We start from the raw sequence: 16,440 nt of genomic DNA on the forward strand, positions 1-16,440 counted from the left end.
CAGGACGTGTTTGACTACATCGAGATGTTCTACAACCCGAAGCGCAAGCACACGAACAACGGCATGCTGTCGCCCGTTGACTTCGAAATCAGGCAGCAGAAACTGAACGAGGCAGGTGTCTAGGAAACTAGGGGCACCTCAAACCCCGGTCAAAGCTGCGAGGCTGACACGTCCGAGGCCCTCAAGGGCCAGTTCCAGTCCGACGACATACTGCTCTGGCCAAACGGCTCGACGCTCTCGGTCGTCGACAAGCTCGACACGAAGAACCGCAACCCCCAGCCGCTGCCCAAAGGCATCCGCCGGGTCGTCACCGAAGCGCTGGTCCTCTGACATGGACATCCGCCAGAGGATCATCCGCAAGCTTCAGTGCCCAGAATTGTTCACCCCGGGCACCGCGATCGAGCGGTGCCTCCCCTGGCCCACCAAGGCCCCCCCTACCCGTTACATCCTCCGGCGGGTCCGGGCCTATGACGGGGGCTGCTACATGGCCCCCGTCACCCTCAAGACCCGCCCCCGGCTCATGTTCGAGGTTATCCGGCAGGAGGTTCACCGGGTCATCCAGGAGCTGATCACCGACGCCCCCGGTGGCCGAGGCACTCAGCTCTGCAGGACTCCATTCTGCGTCAACCCGGGCCATTGGCACTTTTCGGCTACCACCCCCGCCGACGACCTCGAGGAGGCCCCTCCTGAGCCAGCTGACGAAGCGTGGGCCCATCCGACGTCCGGGAGCTCCTCGACATGTACCTCACCAGGTGCCCCTACCCCCGCTGAACCTCGATCACGACCTCATGATCGACGTCCCCCTCGACCTGCTCCGCGAGGCGCTCGCCCTCATCCACAAGGAAGATTGCCTGCCATGATCAACGTCGCCGCCTTGCAGCTGGAGGTCGTGCTGGGGCGGTTCCACCGGGTCACCCACCTGACCGCCGGCCCCCGCTACCTCGAGATCCAGAATGACCACGATCTGCTCTACCTGATCCCGGTCTATCCCGCTCGATCCCTCGAGATCATCGCGCCCGCTTCACCTGGTTCACCATCAACACCATTTGGGGTCGGGGTATTCCATGTCAGAGACCGTCGAAGTTCCGGCGAAGGTCGCCAACTACAATTTCGCCCGGGCCCTCCGAGGGGCCGCCTGGACGCCCGAGGCTGACGCTGACCTGCGGGTGATGTTCGAGAACGGCTCCGACATCTCGACCATTGCCGAGGAAATGGACCGCACCGAGCGAGAGGTGCTCGACCAGATCCGGGGGGTTGGGCCTTCGGAAATAGGCTCAAAAATTGGACGGACGGCAGAGACCCAAGGGGCACATCAGGAGCACATAAGAAGCACATGACTTCTAATGCTTTGGATTTATTTGATTAAAATATAAAGTCCATCCCATCCATCATCGGGGAGACGGAGAGGCAGCGGGGCGCGCGTGTGGCCGACGGATTCCGGTTGGGCGGAGTGTCCACGGTGGACAGAATGGGATACTCGTTTTGAGTCAATCTGTTAGCCGTGGGCGTTAACGGATTGGCAAGACTTCGGTCGGGCGCCCTCCTACTCTGCCCTCTCCGCCGGTGGAGGGGACTCGCGTGGTGGGTTGGGGTGGTATTAAATCGAGCGCTGGCGCGCGCAGCTTTGTCTCGTCGTCGGGCTTCGCCTCCTCCTCGGGCGTTGGGGGTTTTCCACCCCCAAACCCCCGGAGGATATTTGCAGACGAAGAATGAGACTTAGCCGGGGGACTGGATCAGGATCGCGCGGAAATCGTTGACGTTGGTCAGCGTCGGGCCGGTGACGACCTGCGCCCCGGCGCGGGCGAAGTAGCTGTGGGCGTCGTTGCGGGCCAGCGCCTCGGTGGCGCCCGGGGTTTTCAGAGTGTTGGGACCGATCACGGCACCCGCGACCTCGGCGGCTCCGTCGACGCCGTCGGTGTCGCAGGCCAGCGCGTGCATCTGCGGATGGCCGTCGAGTGCAAGTGCCAGGGCGAGGCAGAACTCGGCGTTCGGGCCCCCTACCCCGTCGCCGGTGCGGGTCACGGTCAACTCGCCGCCGGAGAGGAGGAGGACGGGGCGGTCGCCGGGCTTCAGACTTTCGGCAATGTCGATGGCGAGGGCGGCCTGAGCGCGCGCGACCTCGCGGGCCTCGCCTTCGAGGCTGTCGCCAAGGGTGCGGACCTCGGCCAGGGGCGCAGCCAGATCGGTGGCAGCGGCGAGGGATTGGGCGGGGGCGGCGTAGAGGAGATTTTCGGTGCGGGAAAGGCGCAGGTCTCCGGGGGGGACGACACCGGATCGTGCGAGGGCCGCGCGGGCAGAGGCAGGGACGGGGATTTGCCAGCGGTCGAGGAGGGCGCGGACGTCGCCGAGGGTAGTGGCGTCGCCCACGGTCGGGCCGGAGCCGATGAAGGCCGGATCATCGCCCGGCACGTCGGAAATCATCAGCGCGAGCAGGCGCGCTGGGTATGCGGCGGCGGCAAGCTGGCCGCCCTTCACCCGGCTGAGGTGCTTGCGGACGGTGTTCATCGCCGAAATCGGGGCGCCCGAGGCGAGGAGGGCTGCGTTGACCGCCTGCTTTTCGGCGAGCGTCATGCCCGCTGCCGGGGCGCAGAGAAGCGCGGAGGCGCCGCCAGAGATGAGGGCGAGGACGGTATCGTCTTCGGTGAGCCCGTCCAGGAGCGCGAGCATCTGTCCGGTGGCATCGACCCCGGCCTGATCGGGCACGGGATGCGCGGCCTCGACGATCCTGATGCCCTGGCAGGGGCGGCCGTAGCCGTAACGGGTGATGACCAGGCCCTCGCAGGGGCCCCATTCGGCCTCGACCGCTTCGGCCATGCGGGCGGAGGCTTTCCCCGCTCCGATGACGATGAGGCGACCTTTCGGCTTTTCCGGCAGGAAGCGGGCGAGCGAGCGCATCGGATCGGCGACCTCGACGGCACGATCGAAGAGCTGGCGGAGGAAGGCGGCGGGGTCTGGGATCATCAGCTCTGGCTCGACGCGCGGGGGATCAGCGTGACGGGTGTAACCGTCTCTGGCGGCGGGCGCACCCCCTCTTCCAGCCATTTCAGCACGGTTTCCGCCATCTGGCGCCCGAAACCGGCGATGTCGCAGCGGACAGAAGACAAGGCGGGAAAGGCCTGCGCGCAATCCTCGATGTCGTCGAAGCCGACGATCTTCAGCGACGCCCCCACGCTGCGGCCAAGTTCGGCGCAGCCGGTCAAGAGGCCGAGCGCGGTGAGGTCGTTGAAGCAGATAACCGCGTCGATGGCCGGATGCTCTTGCGCGAGGCGGCGGGCGGCCTCGCGCCCGAAGGCGCGGCCGGGGCGGCCAGGCAGGTGGAGGGGCGTCAGGCTGTGGGTGGCGAGGGTAGCGAGATAGCCCGACATGCGCAGTTGCGTGACCGCGCGGCCTTCAAGCCCGCCGACGAAGGCGATGTGCCGCGCGCCGTTGGCCAGAAGGTGTTCGGTCGCAAGGCGCGAACCGGTCGGGTAGTCGGGTGCGGCAAAGGGGAAGCGGGCAGTGTCCACCACCTGGCGCAGGACCTGCAGCGCGGGGACGCTGGCGCGGGCGATGGCATCGAAGGTTGCGGCCTCATCGCCATAGGCAGGGGAGACGATCAGCGCGGAGACGCCGTGTTCCAGCATCGCGCCGACGACCTGGGCCTGGAGCGCGGGGTCTTCGTCGGTGTTGGCAAGGACGGTGGCATAGCCGCGCGCCGACAGCGCCATCTGGAGCGAGGTCGCGAATTCGGTGAAGAACGGGTTGCGAAGGTCATTGATGACAAGCCCGATCAGTCCCGCATTGGCCGAGCGCAGGTTGGCGGCGGCGCGGTTGTAGACATAGCCGAGATCGGCCATGGCGCGGCGCACATCTTCGCGGGTCTCCTGTCTGACCAGCGGGCTTTGTTGCAGGACAAGGCTGACCGTCGATTTCGACACCCCGGCGCGGGTCGCCACGTCGATGATCGTCGGCCGCTTGTCCATGGCACCTTCAGTTCTGGTCGATCCCGTGCAGGGCGAGGAGGGTCTTCATCCGGGCTTCTGCCAGATCGGGGCGGGAAAGCAAGCCTGCCTGGTCGGCCAGCCGGAAGACGGCAGCATAGTGGGTGATGTCGCGCGAGGACTGGAAGCCTGCGGGCATGATGAAGTGGGTCTGGTGGCCGTTAAGCCAGGCGAGATACGCGATGCCGGCCTTGTAGAAGCGGGTGGGCGCGCGGAAGATCTCGCGGCTAAGCGGCACGGTCGGGGCGAAGAGTTTGTGATAGGTCTGGTGGTCGCCTTCGGCCAGGGCCTCAAGCGCCTGGGCAGCGGCGGGGGCGATGGCGGCGAAGATGCCGAGAAGCGCGTGGGAATGGCGGGCGCCGTCGCCCTCGATTAGCGGGGCGTAGTTGAAGTCGTCGCCGGTGTAGAGGCGGACGCCTGCGGGAAGGCGGGCGCGGAAGGCTTCCTCGTGGGACTGGTCGAGGAGGGATATCTTGATGCCGTCGACCTTGGCAGGGTTCTCGGCGATGAGGGTGAGGACGAAGTCGGAGGCTTTGTCGGTATCGGTGGTGCCCCAGTAACCGGCGAGGGCGGGGTCGAACATGTCGCCGAGCCAGTGCAGGATCGCCGGCTGCGCCGCCTGGTCGATCAGGGCGCGGTAGACCCGGTGGTAGATGTCGGGGGTGGCGTTGATCGCGGTGAAGGCGCGGGAGGCCATGAGGATGAGCTGGCCGCCCGCCGCCTCGATGGCTTCGGCCTGGGTGGTGTAGGCGGCGAGGATGGCATCGGGTGTGGCGAGGTCTTGCGGCGTCTTGTGGTCGGTTCCGGCACCGCAGGCAACGCGGGGCTGCATCGGGTGAGCTTTGGCGGCAGCCATCGTGCGCTGGATCAGTTCCAGCGCGGTCGGCCAGTCGACGCCCATGCCGCGTTGCGCGGTGTCCATCGCTTCGGCAAGGTGGAGGCCCTGGTCCCAGAGGTGCTGGCGGAAGGCGAGGGTCGCGTCCCAGTCGACTGCGGGGCGGCTGTCCCAGGGGTTCCTCTCCCGCAGGGGGTCGCTGACCACATGGGCGGCGGCGAAGGCGGTGCGGGTGAGCGGCAGCCTCGGGGCGCGCGGGGTCAGGGGGGTGCCGGTGAGGCGGTAGGGTTCGAGGCTCGCGTTGGCGGTGGGCAGGATCAGCATGGGCGGGGTCCCGTGATGGGGGCGGTTTCAGAATGGAGCGCTGGCGCGCAAGCCTTTTGTCTCGCCTCTGGCGCAAGCGCCAACCGGCTCGGGCGCCGGGGGTTTTCCACCCCCAAACCCCCGGAGGATATTTGTCGCCAGGTGAAAGGCATCAGGGCGGGGTTCATGGGATGGCGAGGTCGAAGACGAGGATGCCGTCGATGCCGCCCTGCGCTGCCGCAGTGAGGGCAGCACCGACGCGCTTGTGGTCGGGGTGGTCCTGGTAGGCGGCAAGCGCCTGCCAGTCGGTGAAGTCGACGGTGAAGCCGTGCAGGTAGCCGCGTTCGATCTTTTCGGGGCTTTCGGATCGGCCGGAATGGATGGCGAGGAGGCCGGGGAGGTCGAGGCGGTGGAGGTCGGCGAAGATGGTGGCGATCTGGGCCTCGGTGACGTCCAGGCGGGCTTTCAGGAGGACGATGTGGCGGATCATCTGCTGGCTTCCTTGATCATGTCGGCGGCCTTTTCGGCGATCATGATGGTGGGGGCGTTGGTGTTGGAGGAGACGACGGTGGGCATGATCGAGGCGTCGACGACGCGCAGCGCCTCGATCCCGTTGAAGCGGAGCTGGGGGTCGACGACGGCTTCCGGGTCGGCGCCCATGCGGCAGGTTCCGGCGGGGTGATGGTCGGTCTTGGCGTTCTTCACGGCATAGTCGAAGTAGTCCGCATCGGTCTTCACGGCGGGGCCGGGGAGGCGCTCGGCGAGGACGAAGGGTTTCAGCGCGGGCTGGCGCATGATCTCCTGCGCGAGCTTCAGGCCCTGGATCGACATCTCGCGGTCGTAAGGGTCTTCCCAGTAGTTCGGGTCGATCAGGGGGGCGGCTGTCGGGTCGCTTGATGCCAGCCGGACGGTGCCGCGGGAACGGGGGCGGAGGAAGGCGGAGTTGAGGGTGACGCCGCCGTTCGGCATGGCGGCGACGCCGGCCTCGATGCCGGAGCCGAGGCCGAGGTGGAACTGGATGTCGGGCGAGCGGGCGGAGGGGTCGGCATACCAGAAGCCGCCGGTCTCGAAGAGCGAGGAGGCGACGGGACCTTTTCGGGTCAGGAGGTATTGCAGGCCCGCGAGAGCGGACCAGTGCAGCTTGGCGTAGCGGTCATAGGTGTGGGGGCCGGTGCATTCGGCGATGACGAAGAGGTCGAGGTGGTCTTGCAGGTTGGCGCCAACCTGCGGGCGGTCGAGGATCACGGGGATGCCGAGGCGCCGTAGATCGTCGGCGGGTCCGACGCCGGAGAGCTGCAGGAGGCGGGGGGAGCCGATGGCGCCGGAGGCGAGGATGACCTCGGTCGTGGCGCGGATCGTGCCCTCGGGGGTTTCGACGCCGATGGCCCTGCCCTTTTCGGTGACGATGCGCAGGACCTGTTGGCCGGTTTTCAGCGTCAGATTCGGGCGGCTCAGGGCGGGTTTCAAGAAGGCGGTGGCGGTGGACGAGCGGCGGAACCAGCGCTGGGTCAGTTGATAAAAGCCGACGCCGTCTTGCGCCTCGCCGGTGAAGTCGCGGTTCCTCGGGATGCCAATCTCGGCCGCGGCGGCGAAATAGGCCTCGCAGATCGGCAGGGGAGCGCGGGGCTGGCTCACGCCGAGGGGGCCCTCACGCCCATGAAAACGGTTTTCGAAGCTGTCGTTGACCTCGGACTTGCGGAAATAGGGCAGCACGTCCTCGTAGCCCCAGCCGGTGCAGCCCATCTGGCGCCAGTCCTCGTAGTCGAGCGCATTGCCGCGGGTGTAGAGCTGGGCGTTGATCGAGGAGCCGCCGCCGATGACCTTCGCCTGCGTGTAGCGGATCTGCATGCCGTTCATGTGGCGCTGGGGAACGGTCTGCCAGCCCCAGGAGCCGATGCCCTTGGTCATCTTCGCGAAGCCTGCGGGCAGGTGGTAGAACGGATGGCGGTCGCGGCCCCCGGCTTCAAGGAGGAGGACGCGGGCCGAGGGGTCTTCGGTCAGGCGGGCGGCGAGGACGCAGCCTGCGCTGCCGCCGCCGATGATGATGTAGTCGTAGCCTTCGGTCATGCTTACAGTCTTTCGATGGACAGCCCGCCGTCGACGGGGATCACCGCGCCGGTGGCGAAGGCCAGTTGGCCGGTGACGAGGGGGATCACGGCCTGGCCGATGTCGGATGGTTGGCCCCAGCGGCCCATAGGGACGAGGCCGTCTTCGATGCGGGCGGTGTATTTGCCTTTGACCCCGGCGGTCATGCCGGTCTCGATGATGCCGGGGCGAAGTTCGAAGACGCCGATGCGATGGGGGGCAAGGCGCAGCGCAAGGGTCTGGGCGGCCATGGAGGCGGCGGCCTTGGAGATGCAGTAGTCGGCACGCTCGGGGCTGGCCATCCGGGCGGAGACGGAGGTGACGAAGGTGATCGAGCGGTAGTGCGGGCTGGTTGTGGCGAGCATGTGCTTCGCGACCTGCTGGGCCAGGAAGAAGGCCCCGGACAGGTTGATGCCCATGATCCAGTCCAGGTTTTCCGGCGTGAGGTCGAGCATGTCGCCCCTCACCTTCGCGGCCACCCCGGCGTTCTGGATCAGGGCGTCAAGCGGGCCTTGAGTGGCCTCGATGGCTTCGAGGAGCGCGGGGATGGCGGTAAGGTCGGCGAGGTCGTGCCGGTAGTAACGGGCGCCGGGGCCGAGCGTGGCGAGGGCGTCGCGGACGGTCGGGTCATCGGTGGGCGGCAGCGAGGCGATGGCGAGGCGGAATCCCTGCCCTGCCAGGGCTTGAGCGATGCCGAGGCCGATGCCCTGCTGGCCTCCGGTGATGAGGGCCAGGGGTCTCATGGCAAGGCCTTCGCGATGTGATCGCCAGCCCGCAAGGCAAGGGCGGCGATGGTGAGCGAGGGGTTCACGCCCGCCGAGGTCGGCAGGACCGAGGCGTCGCAGATGTAGAGGTTGTCGAGATCGTGGGCTTTCAGGTTCACGTCGACAACCGAGGTCGCGGGATCGGCGCCCATGCGGTTGGTGCCGCATTGGTGCGAGGGCTTCGACTTCGGGAAGCCGCGCGACAGGGTGATGGGCCAGCCCGCCTTGCGCATGGCCTGTTTCAGGCGCTGCACCAGCAGATCATGCGCGCGGGTGTTGGTGCGGCGCCAGTCGAGGACGACCTCGCCGTTCTTCCAGAGCACGCGGGAGTTCGGGTCGGGCAGGTCTTCCGACATGGCCATGATGTGGATCGAATGGTCGGCAATGAGGCGGGAAAGCCAGAGCGGCAGGCCGGATTCGCCCGCGAGGATCGGGCCGGTGATGCGGCCGAGCATCTGGATGTTGCCCAAGGGTTCGCCGTTCGGGCCACCGGTCAGGTAGAAGTCGTTGATCTGGATGGTCTTCTCATAGACCGCGCGGTTCCGGCGGAAGGGATTCCAGGCGACCATGCCGGTCAGGTTGTGGTTCATGAAATTGCGGCCGACCTGATCGGAGCGGTTCGCGAGGCCGGTCGGGTGATCGTCGTTGGCGCTGGCGAAGAGGAGGGCGGAGGAGAGGATCGCCCCGGCAGAAAGGACGACGATGGGGGCGGTCAGGTGCTGCACGCCATCGGAACGTTCCAACTCGACGCCCGTCACCCGCCGTTTCTGCGAGAGGATGCGCGTGACTTTTGCGCCGGTCATCAAGGTGACGTTCGGGTGCTTCAGTGCCTCGGCCAGGCCACAGCTTTCGGCGTCGGATTTGGCGCCGGTGGTATCGGGGAAAGCGTCCCAGCCGGTCGGCGCGCGCTTCAGCCAGGCGCCGATGTCGATGCCGAGGGGGAGTGCGGAAACGTGGAGGCCCTGGGTCTGGAAGGCCTGGCGGAGGGTGACGATGTCGGGTTCGTCGGGAACCGGGGGGAAGGGATAGGGGACGGAGTGCGGGGGCTCGGTCGGGTCGCCCGCGACATCGCCCCGGACGCGGTAAAGGGTTTCGGCGCGGGAGTAGAAGGGTTCGAGGGTCTCGTAGGTGATCGGCCAGCCGGGAGTGGTGCCGTCGATGTGGCGCAGGGGAGCGAAATCTTCGGCCCGGTAGCGCAGGAGCACGGCGCCGTAGAACTTGGTGTTGCCGCCGACATAGGCGTAGTTGCCCGGGTGCAGGGGGGCGCCGGAAATGTCGCGCCAGGTTTCGTTCGGCTTGAAATGGCCGCGACGGAAGATGGCGGACGGATTGCGGGCCTCGGGTGAATCCTTCAGCCTTTCTCCGCGTTCCAGGATCAGGACGCGACGGCCGGATGGGGCAAGGGCGGCGGCAAGCGTCGAGCCGCCCATGCCCGAGCCGATGATGATGACGTCAGCGTCCATCAGGCGGTGATCCGGTCCTCGGTTGCGGGGTCGAAGGCGACGGCCTTCTCCATGTTCACCGCGAAGTCGAAGACCTGCCCCGCCGTGACATTGGCGTCGGCGCGCATCCGGGCGATCACGTCCTTGCCGGAAAGCGTCATGGTGACGAAGGTGTCAGCGCCGGAGGGTTCGGTGACGGTGACGCGGTTGGTCAGTGGCTGGATGTTGCTCGACTTGCGGTCGGCGCCCTCCGGGTCGGTGATCGCCTCGGGGCGGATGCCGAGGAGGATGGGCTTGCCCTCCCAGGCGGCAAGGCCGGGCTGGCTGAAGCGCAGGTTGCGGACCTGGCCTTCGGCATCGGTGACGGCGGCGTGGGGCTGGCCACCTTCCATGACCACGGTCGCAGGGACGATGTTCATCGCCGGGCTGCCCATGAAGGTGGCGACAAAAAGGTTCGCGGGGGTGTCATAGATCTCCTTGGGCGTGCCGAGCTGCTGGACGAAGCCCTTGTTCATCACCGCGATGCGGGTGGAGAGCGTCATCGCCTCGATCTGGTCGTGGGTGACGTAGACGATGGTGGTCTTGAGGTTGTGGTGCAGCTTCTTGATCTCGGTCCGCATGTCGACGCGGAGTTTCGCGTCGAGGTTCGAAAGCGGCTCGTCGAAGAGGAAGACGTCGGGGTTGCGGACGAGGGCGCGACCCATGGCGACGCGCTGGCGCTGGCCTCCCGACAGTTGACCGGGCTTGCGGTCAAGAAGGTGGTCGATCTGGAGGAGCTTTGCGACCGAGGCGAGGGCCTTGTCCCGCTCGGGCTTCGGGACGCCGTGCATTTCGAGGCCGAAGGTCATGTTCTGTCCGACGGTCATGTTCGGGTATAGCGCATAGCTCTGGAACACCATGGCGATGTTGCGCTTCGAGGGGTGGACGCCGTTGACGACGCGGTTCTTGATGGCGATTTCGCCGCCAGTGATGGCTTCAAGGCCCGCGATCATGTTCAGGAGCGTGGACTTGCCGCAGCCGGAGGGGCCGACGAGGACGAGGAACTCACCCTCCTCGACCGCGATGTCGACGCGGTGCAGGACCTCTACGTTGCCGTAGGACTTGGTGACGTTGCGGATGTCGAGAAAGCCCATCGGGGTCAGCCTTTCACAGAGCCTGCCATCAGTCCGCGCACGAAATAGCGGCCCGCGACGATGTAGACGAAGAGGGTGGGAAGCGCGGCGAGGATCGCGCCGGCAAAGTGGACGTTGTATTCCTTCACGCCGGTCGAGGACTGGACGAGGTTGTTGAGCGCCACCGTCATCGGCTGCGAGGTGCCGCCGAAACTGACGCCGAACAGGAAATCGTTCCAGATGTTGGTGAATTGCCAGATCACGCTGACAACGGCGATGGGACCGGAGACGGGCAGGAGGATGCGCCAGAAGATGCGGAAGAACCCGGCGCCGTCGATCTGGGCGGCGCGGATCAGTTCGGTCGGGAAGCTGGCGTAGTAGTTGCGGAAATAGAGCGTGGTGAAGCCGATGCCGTAGACGACATGGACGAGGATCAGGCCGGGGACCGAGCCCGCGAGGCCGAGCTTGCCGAGGACCACGGCCATCGGGATCAGCACGATCTGGAACGGGATGAAGCAGGAAAAGAGCATCAGCCCGAAGACCCAGGTATCCCCCCGGAAGCGCCATTTCGTCAGGACATAGCCGTTCAGAGCGCCGACGATGGTCGAGATGGCGACGGCGGGGACGACCATCAGGATCGAGTTCAGGAAATAGGGCTTGAGGCCGGTGGGTTCGACGCCGATCTGGGCGGTGGACCAGGCCGAGCGCCAGGGGTCGAGCGTCCAGGTCTGGGGCAGCGCCATCATGTTGCCCCCGGTGATCTCGGGCAGGGGTTTCAGCGAGTTCACCCCCATGACGTACAAGGGCAGAAGGTAGAAGAGCGCAAACAGGATGAGGACGAGGTAGAGGAAGGCGCGGGTCGCGCGGCCGGTGGAGACGGCGGTGTCCTGTGTGACGGCGCTCATGCCTTCTTCTCCTTCAGCTCGGCGTAGAGGTAGGGCACCATGATTGCGGCAATCGTCATCAGCATGATCACGGCCGACGAGGCGCCAATGCCCATCTGGTTGCGGGTGAAGGTGTAGGAATACATGAAGGTCGCGGGCATCTCGGTCGCCCGGCCCGGGCCCCCGCCGGTCAGCGCGATGACGAGGTCGTAGGACTTGATCGCGAGGTGGCTGAGGATGACGAAGGCACTGAGGAAGGCGGGGCGGAGGAGCGGTATTACGATGCGGCGGTAGAGCTGCCAGTTCGAGGCCCCGTCGATCTGCGCGGCCTTCAGGATCTCGTTGTCGATGCCGCGCAGGCCCGCCAGGAACATCGCCATCACGAATCCGCTCGTCTGCCAGACGGCGGCGATGACGATGGTGTAGAGCGCCATCTCGCCATCCTTGATCCAGGTGAAGGAGAACGACTCCCAGCCCCAGAGATGCATGATCTTCTCAAGACCGATGCCGGGATCCAGGAACCATTTCCAGGCGGTGCCGGTGACGATGAAGGAAAGCGCCATCGGGTAGAGATAGATCGGGCGCAGAACGCCCTCGCCCCGGATCTTCTGGTCAAGGAAGATCGCCAGCATCAGCCCGATCAGGGTGCAGATGACGATGTAAAGCGTGGCGAAGATCGCGATGTTGACGATCGCGGTGTTCCAGGCGGGCAGCGCGAAAAGCTTCTGGTAGTTCTCGAAACCGACCCAGTCGTATTTGGGCAGCATCTTCGAGCCGGTGAACGACAGGACCACGGTGAACAGGATGAAGCCGTAGACGAAAAGGAGCGTCACGGCGAAGGAGGGCGCAAGGACGAGCTTCGGCAGCCAGTCCTGGAGTGTCGTGCGGAAATCGGCCTCGGTCGTGGCCATGGAGTCCTCCCTCTGGATCGGGGCGCAAAAGTTTTCGAAAACTTTTGCCAAATTCCTTCGAAGGAATTTGGGTCGAGGGGGGCGACCCGGGGCCGCCCCCTGCCGGTGGTTACTGCGCGGCAGCGACGGCGTCGGCCAGCGCCTTGGCGGCAGTGGCGCCATCGGCATATTCGCCGTTGAAGGCCGCGGTGATCACGTCATAGGTGGCGTTCTTCACCGCAGCAGGGGCGGCATGGCCATGAGCCATCGAGCCGAAAAGCGTGCCGTTGGTGTTGGCTTCCGCCAGGTCGGCCATCCCCTTCTTGCCGCAATCGTCGAAGGCATCGTTCGGCACATCGGTGCGGGCCGGAACCGAGCCCTTGACCACGTTGAACGCCGACTGGAATGCCGGGTCCATGATCGCCTTGGCCATCGCGACCTGGGCTTCCTGCTTCGCCGCGTCGGTCTGGTTGAACATGGCGAACTGGTCGGAGTTGAAGGTCACAAAGCCTTGGGTGCCGGGGAAGCGGATGCAGACGAAATCGGTGCCCGGCACCTTGCCGGCCTTCAGGAACTCGCCCTTGGCCCAGTCGCCCATCATCTGCATGCCGGCTTCGCCATTGATCACCATAGCCGAGGCCAGGTTCCAGTCGCGGCCCGAGAAGTTGTCGTCGACATAGGAGCGCAGCTTGATCAGGTGGTCGAAGGCGGTGGCCATTTCCGGTCCGCCCAGCGCCGCCGGGTCAAGGTCGATGAAGGCCTTCTTGTAAAGGTCTCCGCCCATGCCGAGGACGACACCGTCGAAGATGGTCGCTTCCTGCCAGGGCTGGCCGCCATGGGCGAGCGGCGTGATCCCGGCTTCCTTCATCTTGTCGAGGACGGCCACCAGTTCGTCCCAGGTGGTCGGGGCGGCAAGGCCGGTGGCGTCGAGCGCCGCCTTGTTGATCCAGACCCAGTTGGTCGAGTGGACGTTGACCGGGGCGGCGACCCATTTGCCGTCATAGGTCGAGAAGGCCTGGAGCGCGGCCGGGACAACCTTGTCCCAGCCTTCCGCCTGGGCGGTGGCGGTCAGGTCGGCGAGCGCGCCTTCCTTGGCCCAGTCCTGGATGTCGAAGCCCAGCATCTGTACGGCAGTCGGCGGGTCGCCGGCCGTGACACGGGCGCGAAGCGCGGTCATCGCCGCCTCGCCGCCACCCCCGGCGACGGGCATGTCGACCCAGCCGGTTCCCGCCTTGGCGAGGTTGTCCTTCAGCACGTTCAACGCGGCAGCCTCGCCACCGGAGGTCCACCAGTGCAGGACCTCGACGTCTTCGGCCTTCACCAGGCTGGTCGTGGCAATGAGCATCGCCGCGGCTACGAACCCGCGTTTCATGATTGTCATGTCTTCCTCCCTTTGATTTGTCCCTCTGGGACAGTGAATTTAAAACGTTGCAACTTCTCTGTCGTCAACCGATTTCTCGTTGAACTGCTGTTTCCTGTTGAAGAACGTCGGTTGACGGGGCAGCCTAAGCCGGGCAGCGGTGCATACTTCTGACGAATTTGCATCGTTGCACCGAGGATCGATTCGGGCCGGACGAAGGGGGCGGCGGGCATATCGTGGAGGAGACCGGCACCAGATCCGGCGGGCGCCAGCGCGCAACCCTTCGCACCGTGGCGCAGGCGACGGGGCTTGCAATCACCACCGTGTCGCGCGCGCTGGCCAAGGATCCACGGATCGCCGCCCAGACGCGCGAGCTGGTGGCCGAGGCCGCCCGTGCGCAGGGCTATGTCCCCGACCGCGCTGCACAGCGGCTGCGCACCGGGCGCACCAAGGTGGTGCAACTTCTGCTCAGCCTCGACCACGAGTTCCTGGGTTTCACCCATGACCTCCTTGGCGGGCTGACCGATGCGTTGCAGGGCACCGGCTATTCCGTGACGCTGTTCCCCGACGTGATGCACGCCGACCGGATGACAGCCGTCCGCACCATCGTCGAGAACCGGCTGGGCGACGGGATCGTGTTCAACCGGACCGAGCCCTTCGACCCCCGCGTGCGCTATCTCACCGAACAGGGCTTTCCCTTCGTCAGCCATGGCCGCACCGAGTTCACCACGCCGCACCCTTGGGTCGACTACGACAACGAGGCCTTCGCCCGCGCGGCGGTTGCAAGGCTGGCGTACAAGGGCCGCAGCCGGATCCTCATGATCCTGCCGCAAGATCGCTTCACCTTCGCCCAGCACCTGCGCTACGGCCTGGTGGCCGCCTGCCGCGAAAGGGGCCTGACCTGGGAGACGCCCGAGGCGGTCAGCCTCTCGACCCCGGCGACCGAGGTCGCGGCCTTCCTGCGCCAGCGTCTTGCCGCGCCGGACGCTCCGGACGGGGTGGTCTGCGTCGGCGAGGTGGCGGCGATCGCCTGCCTGTCGGCGATGGCCGACCTGCACCTGCATCCCGGTCGACAGCTGGACGTGGTGGCCAAGCGCGCCTCGGCGATCTTCGACCTGCTCAGGCCCACGGTGGACACCGTGTTCGAGGATCTGTGGGAGGCTGGTCGCGCGATGGGACGGACACTCCTGCGCTCCATGCAGGGCGAGGCGGCCGATGCGCTGCATGTCCTGCAAGCCCCGAAGATCGAGTTCAAAACTCATCCCTGACCCCTGACCCAGGGCGCCCGCGTGCGTCCGATGCGCATGACGAGCGACTTCACTTCCATGAATTCGTCGAGGCCGAAGCGGCCGATTTCCCGGCCAAGGCCCGATTGCTTGACGCCCCCGAAGGTCACCTCCGGGAAGCCGTCCATCCAGGTGTTGGTCCAGACCGTGCCCGCCTGTGCGCCGCGTGCGAAGGCCAGGCAGGTGTGGACGTTCTCGCTCCAGACCCCGGCAGAGAGGCCGTAGTCGGCATCGTTCACCAGTTTCAGCGCTTCGTCCAGCGTGCGGAACGTCAGGACAGTCAGGACCGGGCCGAAGACTTCCTCGCGGGCGATGGCCATGTCGGGGGTTACGCCGGTCACGACCGTGGGCTGGTAGAACTGCGGCCCGAGGCCGGGAACCTGCAAGGGGCCACCGCCAAGGGCGACACGGGCCCCGGCCTTGCGTGCGGCGGCGACATAGCCGTCGATCTTCGCGCCATGTTCGGGGCTGACGATGGCGCCGACCTGGGTGGCGGGGTCGAGCGGGTCGCCGAAGGCTACCTTGCGGGACAGGGCGACGACCTTTTCGGTGAAGGCCTCGGCGATGTCTTCATGCACGAGGATCCGGCTGCCGGAATTGCAGCACTGACCCACGTTGAAGTAGATGCCGAAGACCACCGCATCGGCGGCGGAGGCGAGGTCGGCGTCGGGGAAGATGACCTGCGGGTTCTTGCCGCCGAGTTCGAGCGCGACCTTCTTCAGCGTGGCGCTGGCAGCGGCTGCGATGCCCCGCCCCACGGCGGTGGAGCCGGTGAAGGTGATCATGTCGACGCGGGGGTCGGAGGCGAGCGTGGCGCCGACCGGCTGGCCGAGGCCGAGGACGATGTTGACGACGCCATCGGGCAGACCCGCCTCGGCGAGGAGTTCGCCAAGTATCACTGTAGTAGACGGGGTCAGTTCCGAGGGTTTCACCACGCAGGTGCAGCCTGCCGCCAGGGCGAAGGGCAGCTTCTGGCTGAGGATCCAGAACGGGAAATTCCAGGGGGTGATGATCGAGACGACGCCGATGGGTTCCTTCAGCACCACGGCCAGCATGTCCGCGCCAAGCGAGTTGTGGCTGTCGCCGTGCAGCGTGCGGGCCAGCGAGGCGGCATAGCGCCAAAGGTCGGCGGCACCCGAAACCTCGCCCCGCGCCTGGGTGATCGGCTTGCCGGATTCCAGCGTCTCGATCAGGGCCATGCGGTCAGTATTGGCCTCGATCAGCTCCGCGACTTTCAGCAGGACAGCGGCGCGGGCCTTGCCAGAAAGCTGGCTCCAGCGCCCGTCGTCGAAGGCGGCGCGGGCGGCGGTGATGGCGGCTTCGGCCTCCGCCGTGCCGCCCTTGGCAGCACGGCTGACGACGGTGCCGTGCGAGGGGGACCGACGTTCCGTCGTCGCACCATCGGCGCTGTCCTGCCACTTGCCGTCGATCAGGTGGCGGGCGTGAAAGACCGGCGGAAGCGTCGTTTCGATGGCGGAGATCAGGGTCAGGTCGAGCAT

Annotated in this window: 16 protein-coding genes; 3 read left to right on the top strand and 13 right to left on the bottom strand. The window is 66.4% G+C overall.

All coding sequences use genetic code 11. The features are described from left to right. On the top strand, positions 1-123 hold a 123-nt coding region (locus JNL31_RS09810), incomplete at its 5' end, for an IS3 family transposase (RefSeq protein WP_294972876.1). Between the two features lie 15 nt (positions 124-138). Here the strand turns inward: JNL31_RS09810 and JNL31_RS09815 are convergent. Continuing rightward, the gene (locus JNL31_RS09815; RefSeq protein ID WP_294972787.1) at positions 139-333 is read right to left on the bottom strand and encodes a hypothetical protein; all 195 of its coding nucleotides are present in this window, start codon (positions 331-333) and stop codon (positions 139-141) included. 731 nt (positions 334-1,064) lie between these two features. Here JNL31_RS09815 and JNL31_RS09820 point away from each other — a divergent pair. Next, positions 1,065-1,337, top strand: a complete 273-nt coding sequence (locus JNL31_RS09820) for a hypothetical protein (RefSeq protein WP_294972788.1) — start codon at positions 1,065-1,067, stop codon at positions 1,335-1,337. Between the two features lie 379 nt (positions 1,338-1,716). On the opposite strand, the gene JNL31_RS09825 is transcribed toward JNL31_RS09820, so the two are convergent. The 11 genes from JNL31_RS09825 to JNL31_RS09875 form a co-directional block, all read right to left on the bottom strand. Next, positions 1,717-2,961 (bottom strand): glycerate kinase, encoded by a 1,245-nt coding sequence (locus JNL31_RS09825; protein WP_294972790.1) that lies wholly within the window; start codon positions 2,959-2,961, stop codon positions 1,717-1,719. Continuing rightward, entirely contained in the window at positions 2,961-3,962 is a 1,002-nt protein-coding gene (locus JNL31_RS09830) for a LacI family DNA-binding transcriptional regulator (protein WP_294972791.1), read from the bottom strand. The genes JNL31_RS09825 and JNL31_RS09830 overlap by 1 nt, the downstream gene beginning before the upstream one ends. A 7-nt stretch (positions 3,963-3,969) precedes the next feature. Beyond that, complete coding sequence (locus JNL31_RS09835; protein ID WP_294972792.1) at positions 3,970-5,139, bottom strand: dihydrodipicolinate synthase family protein; 1,170 nt, start codon at positions 5,137-5,139, stop codon at positions 3,970-3,972. A 163-nt stretch (positions 5,140-5,302) separates the two neighbouring features. Beyond that, positions 5,303-5,608, bottom strand: coding sequence for a Dabb family protein (locus JNL31_RS09840; protein ID WP_294972793.1), 306 nt, complete (start codon positions 5,606-5,608; stop codon positions 5,303-5,305). After that, complete coding sequence (locus JNL31_RS09845; RefSeq protein ID WP_294972794.1) at positions 5,605-7,185, bottom strand: FAD-dependent oxidoreductase; 1,581 nt, start codon at positions 7,183-7,185, stop codon at positions 5,605-5,607. The genes JNL31_RS09840 and JNL31_RS09845 overlap by 4 nt, the downstream gene beginning before the upstream one ends. A 2-nt stretch (positions 7,186-7,187) precedes the next feature. Further along, on the bottom strand, positions 7,188-7,946 hold the full coding sequence (locus JNL31_RS09850; RefSeq protein ID WP_294972796.1) for a 3-ketoacyl-ACP reductase: 759 nt from the start codon (positions 7,944-7,946) through the stop codon (positions 7,188-7,190). Continuing rightward, positions 7,943-9,430, bottom strand: coding sequence for a GMC family oxidoreductase (locus JNL31_RS09855; protein ID WP_294972798.1), 1,488 nt, complete (start codon positions 9,428-9,430; stop codon positions 7,943-7,945). The genes JNL31_RS09850 and JNL31_RS09855 overlap by 4 nt, the downstream gene beginning before the upstream one ends. Beyond that, positions 9,430-10,542, bottom strand: coding sequence for a sn-glycerol-3-phosphate ABC transporter ATP-binding protein UgpC (gene ugpC / locus JNL31_RS09860; protein WP_294972800.1), 1,113 nt, complete (start codon positions 10,540-10,542; stop codon positions 9,430-9,432). Before ugpC ends, JNL31_RS09855 begins: the two co-directional genes overlap by 1 nt. Positions 10,543-10,547: 5 nt before the next feature. Then, positions 10,548-11,426 carry a carbohydrate ABC transporter permease gene (locus JNL31_RS09865; protein ID WP_294972802.1) on the bottom strand — a complete coding sequence of 293 codons (879 nt, stop codon included), beginning with the start codon at positions 11,424-11,426 and terminating at the stop codon, positions 10,548-10,550. Beyond that, positions 11,423-12,316, bottom strand: coding sequence for a carbohydrate ABC transporter permease (locus JNL31_RS09870; protein ID WP_294972804.1), 894 nt, complete (start codon positions 12,314-12,316; stop codon positions 11,423-11,425). Before JNL31_RS09870 ends, JNL31_RS09865 begins: the two co-directional genes overlap by 4 nt. A gap of 109 nt (positions 12,317-12,425) precedes the next feature. Further along, positions 12,426-13,667 carry an ABC transporter substrate-binding protein gene (locus tag JNL31_RS09875; protein WP_294972878.1) on the bottom strand — a complete coding sequence of 414 codons (1,242 nt, stop codon included), beginning with the start codon at positions 13,665-13,667 and terminating at the stop codon, positions 12,426-12,428. Positions 13,668-13,891: 224 nt separating this feature from the next. On the opposite strand from JNL31_RS09875, the gene JNL31_RS09880 reads away from it, so the two are divergent. Next, on the top strand, positions 13,892-14,923 hold the full coding sequence (locus tag JNL31_RS09880) for a LacI family transcriptional regulator (protein WP_294972805.1): 1,032 nt from the start codon (positions 13,892-13,894) through the stop codon (positions 14,921-14,923). On the opposite strand, the gene JNL31_RS09885 is transcribed toward JNL31_RS09880, so the two are convergent. Further along, entirely contained in the window at positions 14,914-16,440 is a 1,527-nt protein-coding gene (locus JNL31_RS09885) for an aldehyde dehydrogenase family protein (protein WP_294972807.1), read from the bottom strand. The genes JNL31_RS09880 and JNL31_RS09885 overlap by 10 nt on opposite strands.

This window comes from Tabrizicola sp. (genome assembly GCF_016792905.1).
Lineage (GTDB): Bacteria > Pseudomonadota > Alphaproteobacteria > Rhodobacterales > Rhodobacteraceae > Tabrizicola.

Excerpts from the sequence above, each read along its gene's own strand:
- JNL31_RS09835 (WP_294972792.1), bottom strand. The coding sequence starts at position 5,139 with ATGCTGATCCTGCCCACCGCCAACGCGAGCCTCGAACCCTACCGCCTC.
- JNL31_RS09875 (WP_294972878.1), bottom strand. The coding sequence starts at position 13,667 with ATGAAACGCGGGTTCGTAGCCGCGGCGATGCTCATTGCCACGACCAGC.
- JNL31_RS09840 (WP_294972793.1), bottom strand. The coding sequence starts at position 5,608 with ATGATCCGCCACATCGTCCTCCTGAAAGCCCGCCTGGACGTCACCGAG.
- JNL31_RS09870 (WP_294972804.1), bottom strand. The coding sequence starts at position 12,316 with ATGGCCACGACCGAGGCCGATTTCCGCACGACACTCCAGGACTGGCTG.
- JNL31_RS09865 (WP_294972802.1), bottom strand. The coding sequence starts at position 11,426 with ATGAGCGCCGTCACACAGGACACCGCCGTCTCCACCGGCCGCGCGACC.
- JNL31_RS09885 (WP_294972807.1), bottom strand. The coding sequence starts at position 16,440 with ATGCTCGACCTGACCCTGATCTCCGCCATCGAAACGACGCTTCCGCCG.
- JNL31_RS09825 (WP_294972790.1), bottom strand. The coding sequence starts at position 2,961 with ATGATCCCAGACCCCGCCGCCTTCCTCCGCCAGCTCTTCGATCGTGCC.
- JNL31_RS09855 (WP_294972798.1), bottom strand. The coding sequence starts at position 9,430 with ATGGACGCTGACGTCATCATCATCGGCTCGGGCATGGGCGGCTCGACG.
- JNL31_RS09830 (WP_294972791.1), bottom strand. The coding sequence starts at position 3,962 with ATGGACAAGCGGCCGACGATCATCGACGTGGCGACCCGCGCCGGGGTG.
- JNL31_RS09815 (WP_294972787.1), bottom strand. The coding sequence starts at position 333 with ATGTCAGAGGACCAGCGCTTCGGTGACGACCCGGCGGATGCCTTTGGG.
- JNL31_RS09845 (WP_294972794.1), bottom strand. The coding sequence starts at position 7,185 with ATGACCGAAGGCTACGACTACATCATCATCGGCGGCGGCAGCGCAGGC.
- JNL31_RS09850 (WP_294972796.1), bottom strand. The coding sequence starts at position 7,946 with ATGAGACCCCTGGCCCTCATCACCGGAGGCCAGCAGGGCATCGGCCTC.
- JNL31_RS09820 (WP_294972788.1), top strand. The coding sequence starts at position 1,065 with ATGTCAGAGACCGTCGAAGTTCCGGCGAAGGTCGCCAACTACAATTTC.
- ugpC (WP_294972800.1), bottom strand. The coding sequence starts at position 10,542 with ATGGGCTTTCTCGACATCCGCAACGTCACCAAGTCCTACGGCAACGTA.